This window comes from Neisseria sp. P0001.S005, assembly GCF_051963715.1.
This window is the reverse complement of record NZ_JBQCTZ010000211.1, coordinates 1-5,694: the sequence shown is the minus strand read 5'-3', so window position 1 is coordinate 5,694 and position 5,694 is coordinate 1. Positions and strand designations below refer to the sequence as shown.

Genomic DNA, 5,694 nt, shown 5'->3' with positions numbered 1-5,694 from the left:
CAACAGGAAATCCAATCATAACTTAGGAAAAACAAATGAACTTGATTCAACAATTAGAGCAAGAAGAAATCGCTCGCTTGAACAAAGAAATCCCTGAATTCGCTCCAGGCGACACTGTTGTCGTATCTGTACGCGTAGTTGAGGGTTCTCGCAGCCGTCTGCAAGCATACGAAGGTGTTGTTATCGCTCGCCGCAACCGTGGCCTGAACAGCAACTTCATCGTTCGCAAAATCTCTAGCGGCGAAGGTGTAGAACGTACTTTCCAACTGTACTCTCCTACCGTAGAAAAAATCGAAGTTAAACGCCGTGGTGACGTACGTCGCGCCAAACTGTACTACTTGCGTGGCCTGACTGGTAAAGCAGCTCGCATTAAAGAAAAATTGCCTGCCCGCAAAGGTTAATAGCCTTCATCAAAAACCCACTTCAATGAAGTGGGTTTTTTGTTTTTATACAATATCTCCTCGCCTTTCTTACACAATCCTGCAAGCCAACCACCATCTCCATTTCACATATAAACTTAAACAGAATCATAATTCCCCCTGCTTCTTTTAACCCTTATAACAAAGGCCGTCTGAAACAAAAGATTCAGACGGCCTTTAATCACATCTGGCAGTTATTTAAACCATCTTGCCAATGCTGGGATACGCGACAACAACAGTGTATCCAAAATCCAAATAACAGCGATTGCAGCAATGGCTGTTGGGAAAATCACGGCCAAAATCAGAAGTGGCACAGCCATTGCCCACCATACCGGCAATCTGATTTTCTGTGCAGGAGGAACCAAACCATGTGCTTCTGAAGGACGGCGTTTCCACCACATCACACAGCCGCTGACGCAGATGAAGATGACCGCCAAGCAGAACAAAACGTTCGCCAGCACGCTCCACCAGCCCAGTGTACCCATATGCAAAGCAATGCTTGCCGCCATGAATTTACCAAACCAGTTGTAATCATCGAAATGAATATCAGCCAGGATTTTGCCACTGTATTGATCAATGTGTACCGTACGATCCGCAGTCGGGCTAATCATATCGTAACTCATTGAGTCTTGTGACAGCGTCCATACACCGGTCTCACCCTTAGGCAAATTAAGCTGATAGCGACCTTTAAAGCCAATTTCGCGCGCAAAGCGGTCAACCGTCTCCAACGTCATCGGCTCACTCGGATTAATACCGTTTTCGCCCATTGTCGTACCAGAAACCGGCATAGGCGTCAGTTCCAAAATCCATGGCACTTCTTTGGATTTACCGTCGTTCAGCACATCACCATGGGTTGGTACAGAAGATACCGGATTAGGCTCCACACCCCATTTACCCACAGGAAATTGGCTCCACGCCTGAACCACTTTACCGCCCCAAATACCTGCCCAAGCAACGCCCGACAGGCAGAACAGCAATAAAATCAGAGAAACCCAAGAGCCAAATGCACCGTGCAGGTTGCGCCACCAAGAACGACCTTTGCCTGCTTTAGGCAAAAAAACAGCCTTCAGACTACGCTGTTTTACCCACCACAAATAAATACCGGTCACAATCATGATGATGGTTAGCGACGCAGCGGTTTCCAACAGGTAGTCACCTGTCGCCCCTAGCATAATATCGCCGTGAATTTCATCCATCGTGTGATACCAGCCTTGCCCGCGCGGCATCGTATTCACAACTTTTGCTGTATAGGGATCAACAGCAACCATAGTGGCTTTATCGTCATTGTTTACGCGGAATACGGCAACCATATCATCTGCGCGCGGCGCAATATATTGCACCACAGAGGCAGTTTCTGGATTCACAAACTGTCTGGCAGCTTCAGCCTGAGCCGACAAAGGCTGAACCACTGCCTGCGGCGTAACATGTATCCGCTCGCCTTCTTTACCGGTAATATTGGCAAATAGCAGCATTCCCAACCCTGTAACAGCCAGCAGAGTTAAAAACGGCGCAACCAAAAGTCCGGCATAAAAATGCCATCGCCAAACAGTCAAATAACGGCGGTTAGCCTGTTGTTCATTTTGGGAAGTTGGTTTTGTTTCCATATATTCTCTTTATATAGTTAAAGCAGACTAATTATTACGAATTAGCATCAGACATTTTAATCAAAAACATTCATTTAAGAAACCGTTTTTCCCATGCAGCTTTGAAATACTTCAATATTTAGTTTTCAGGCCGTCTGAAAAAACAAAATAGACAGAAAACAACACTTTACTGAAAATCCGTTTTAATCATTGCGGTTTCGGCAGAATTTGGTAGAATACAGGCATTACTTATTTATTCATCAAGCCGCCAAGCTTTGGCGGCTTGTATTTTTATTTCCAATCCGGCTACCGCGTGTGGCCGGATAAAATTTTAAAAGCATCATCATGCTTTCATGGAGAACTCAATGCAAAAAATCCCTTTGACCGTCCGTGGTGCAGAATTGTTGAAACAAGAACTTCAACACCTCAAAAGCGTAGCACGTCCAGAAGTCATTGAAGCCATCGCCGAAGCACGTTCGCACGGCGACTTGTCTGAAAACGCAGAATACGAAGCCGCCAAAGAGCGTCAAGGCTTTATCGAAGGCCGCATCGCCGAGTTGGAACACAAACTCTCTATGGCGCACATCATCAACCCTGCCGAAATCCACGCCGAAGGCAAAATCGTATTCGGCACAACTGTGACACTGGAAGATTTGGAAACTGAAGAACAAGTTACCTACCAAATCGTCGGTGAAGATGAAGCAGACATCAAAGAACGCAAAATCTACGTTGGCTCCCCCATTGCCCGCGCCCTAATCGGCAAAGAAGAAGGCGACATTGCAGAAGTTCAAGCACCCGGTGGCGTGCGTGAATATGACATCATTGCCGTACAATATATCTAAATAAACAAAAGGCCGTCTGAAAACATTTTCAGACGGCCTTTTGTTGTATCTAAAAACACCATAATCAAAGAAAGTGAAATCTTCCCAGGAGAAGCATAATGAATCTACTGTACAAAATTATCCAAACCGCTGCCGCCATGTGGCTTGGTATGCAGCTGACAGCAGGCTATGTTACTGCCCCTATCCTGTTCCGCATCCTGCCCAAAATGCAGGCAGGAGAAATTGCCGGCATTTTATTTGCGATTACAGCACTATGTGGCTTAGTTATTTTTGGCGCAGCCTATGCCTTTTTAAGAAAACCGCTGGCCTCACTTTCTTGGTGGATCTTGGTGCTTTGGCTACTCTTAGCCTGCAACCATCTTTTGGTTACGCCGGTTATCGAGGCACACAAGTACGGGCTGGATAACTGGCTCTTGTCTCTAGTAGGCGGTACATTCGGCATTTGGCATGGCTTATCCAGTATTATCTTTTTAATCTGTACGATACTGGCAGCCATGTGCGTATGGAAATGGCCTAGGCCAAACTAAACTGTTTTAATAAAAGGCCGTCTGAAAATAAATCTTTCAGACGGCCCTTCTTATTTTGAAATCACGAATTATCTTGATTACTCAAATACAAGCCATAAAAAAATGCCCCGCATATCGCAGGGCATTTTTCACAAACCGATTAAGGTTTAGCGTAACCGTGAACGCCATTGTAAGGAGCTGGGATCCAACCTTCATCAGTAGCAGGCAATTCGCCTTGACCTTCGATAGTTTGGCCTGGAGCAACTTGACGAGTAACAACGCTGCGGATTTTAACATCAACGCGACGGTCAGGTTCGATACAAGCGATAAGAGCAGCACGTTTCTTAGCTTTAGAAACTTTTTTGCCCAGTTTAGCAACTTCAGCTTCACAAGTAGCAGTCATTTGAGCTTGAGACTCGCCCAGACCTACTGCAGAGATTTTGCTAGAAGCAACGCCACGGCCTACCAAGTAGTTAGCAACTACGTTAGCACGACGCTCAGACAGAGCTTGGTTGTATTCTTCAGAACCCATGAAGTCAGTGTGACCTTCAACACGTACAGTTTGTACGCTTTCGTTGCTCAGGCGTTGAGCCAAAGCGTTCAGGTTCTCTTGAGCTTCAGGACGCAGGTTGTCTTTGTCGAAGCCGAACAGAGTTTTAGAAGACAGGGAAACAGTTTCATCAACATACTCAGGAGCTTGTTGTACAGGAGCAACTGCTTCGCGGTCACCACATTCAACACGGCCTTCGGTAGCTTTGTCGAAGTAGCTGTTTTTCCAGCATTCGCCGTAGTTGTTACGGACGATTTCTTGAGATTGGCTGCTTACGGTGTAACCGTGTTTGGTGTGCGCTTCGCTGGCCATAGCGGTGCCAGAGGCAACCAAGGCAACGAACAATGCGCTTAATTTCAGCTGTTTGGTCATTTTATTCCCTCATCAAATTGTTATGCGGCGGACTAGGAAAGCAACCGCTGCAAAGTACCAATATACAGGCCGCAGTATCAAAACAGCGGCAAATCGGATATATCAGGTTGCACTATAAAGAAGCGCAAGGCAAACTGTCAATACTCGATGCCTTCAAACAATCATGAAGTGCCTGCTTCCTAGTAGTTAATCATGCCGAAAAATCAATCTTGTGTCATTAATTTAGGGCAAAATCAGACAATTCACCTACCTAACGTTGTACAAAAACAACAAAACCCCTTTCCCTCTTCTTTCCTGAATTTCCTGTTTTCATATCATTAAAAGATATTTTCATTAAAAACAACCATTTTCAAAACTCGGGGCAAAACTGGGCAAAATATGTTAAATTACATGCCGTTTGTCGCACAAAATCCACAATAACAACGTATTCGGTACTGCTACCATGAAACTGCAACAATTACGTTACGCCCTTGAAGTTTACCGGCACAATCTGAATGTCTCCGAGGCTGCCGATGCGCTTTTTACATCCCAGCCCGGCATTTCCAAACAAATCCGCCTGCTTGAAGAAGAATTGGGTATCCAAATTTTTATCCGCAGCGGCAAGCGTGTGGTTTCCGTTTCACAACCGGGCAAAGCCGTGTTAGAGATTTCGGAACGGATTTTGCGTGATGTACAGAACATTAAAAATATCGGCAGCGAATTTACCGATCATGACAGCGGCTCCCTGACCATCGCGACAACGCATACCCAGGCGCGCTATGCTTTGCCCAAAATCGTTGCGGAATTTGTCAAAAACTACCCCAAGGTCAATTTGACCATCAAACAAGGCAGCCCTTCTGCCATTGCGCAAATGGTCAGCAGCGGCGAAGCGGATTTGGCAATTATTACCGAACGCATTGACGATCACCCCGAGTTGGGCAAACTACCCTGCTATGAATGGAACCATGCCGTCATTGTTCCGCACGACCACCCTCTTTTGGACTGCCGCAATCCTTTAAGCCTTGAAGATTTGGCTTCATTTCCGCTGGTTACTTACGAATTTGCGTTCAACTCCGGCAGCAGCATTGCGCGTACATTTAATAAAGCGCATATTGAGCAACCTGATGTTGCCTTATCGGCTGCCGATACGGATGTATTGAAGACGTATGTCCGCTTAGGCTTGGGCGTTGGTTTGATGGCCAAAATGGCGTACGATCCCGCGGTCGATCAAGATTTACAGCTGATTGATGCGGCGCACTTATTTGAACCGTCGCCCACTTGGATAGCCTTACGCTCGGATACTTACCTGCGTGGTTACGCGTATGACTTTATCCAGATGTTTGCACCGAAACTGACCAGAGAAGTAGTCGACCGCATTCTGTACACGCCGGTTGTTGAAGATTTTTCAATTTGATATCTGACTATCACTTTCGTAACTTAACA

6 protein-coding genes are annotated in these 5,694 nt (G+C 45.9%); 4 read left to right on the top strand and 2 right to left on the bottom strand.

Annotated elements, in window-relative coordinates; all coding sequences use genetic code 11:
- Positions 1-35: 35 nt before the first annotated feature.
- Positions 36-401, top strand: a complete 366-nt coding sequence (gene rplS, locus ACTHSP_RS17110; protein ID WP_003679470.1) for a 50S ribosomal protein L19 — start codon at positions 36-38, stop codon at positions 399-401.
- Positions 402-613: 212 nt separating this feature from the next.
- Here rplS and ACTHSP_RS17105 read toward each other — a convergent pair whose 3' ends face one another.
- A complete protein-coding gene (locus tag ACTHSP_RS17105; RefSeq protein WP_314513615.1) occupies positions 614-2,023 on the bottom strand; it encodes a PepSY domain-containing protein in 1,410 nt (469 codons plus the stop codon).
- A gap of 344 nt (positions 2,024-2,367) precedes the next feature.
- Between ACTHSP_RS17105 and greA the strand changes: the two genes are divergently transcribed.
- Together greA and ACTHSP_RS17095 are read left to right on the top strand one after the other, a co-directional pair.
- Complete coding sequence (gene greA, locus ACTHSP_RS17100) at positions 2,368-2,844, top strand: transcription elongation factor GreA (RefSeq protein WP_101755904.1); 477 nt, start codon at positions 2,368-2,370, stop codon at positions 2,842-2,844.
- Positions 2,845-2,942: 98 nt separating this feature from the next.
- The gene (locus tag ACTHSP_RS17095; RefSeq protein ID WP_314513618.1) at positions 2,943-3,371 is read left to right on the top strand and encodes a DUF4149 domain-containing protein; all 429 of its coding nucleotides are present in this window, start codon (positions 2,943-2,945) and stop codon (positions 3,369-3,371) included.
- Positions 3,372-3,510: 139 nt separating this feature from the next.
- On the opposite strand, the gene ACTHSP_RS17090 is transcribed toward ACTHSP_RS17095, so the two are convergent.
- Positions 3,511-4,272, bottom strand: a complete 762-nt coding sequence (locus tag ACTHSP_RS17090; RefSeq protein ID WP_440346522.1) for an OmpA family protein — start codon at positions 4,270-4,272, stop codon at positions 3,511-3,513.
- Between the two features lie 442 nt (positions 4,273-4,714).
- On the opposite strand from ACTHSP_RS17090, the gene ACTHSP_RS17085 reads away from it, so the two are divergent.
- Positions 4,715-5,665: a CysB family HTH-type transcriptional regulator gene (locus tag ACTHSP_RS17085; protein ID WP_070607370.1), complete on the top strand. Its 951-nt coding sequence runs from the start codon at positions 4,715-4,717 to the stop codon at positions 5,663-5,665.
- The last annotated feature ends 29 nt before the right edge of the window (positions 5,666-5,694 follow it).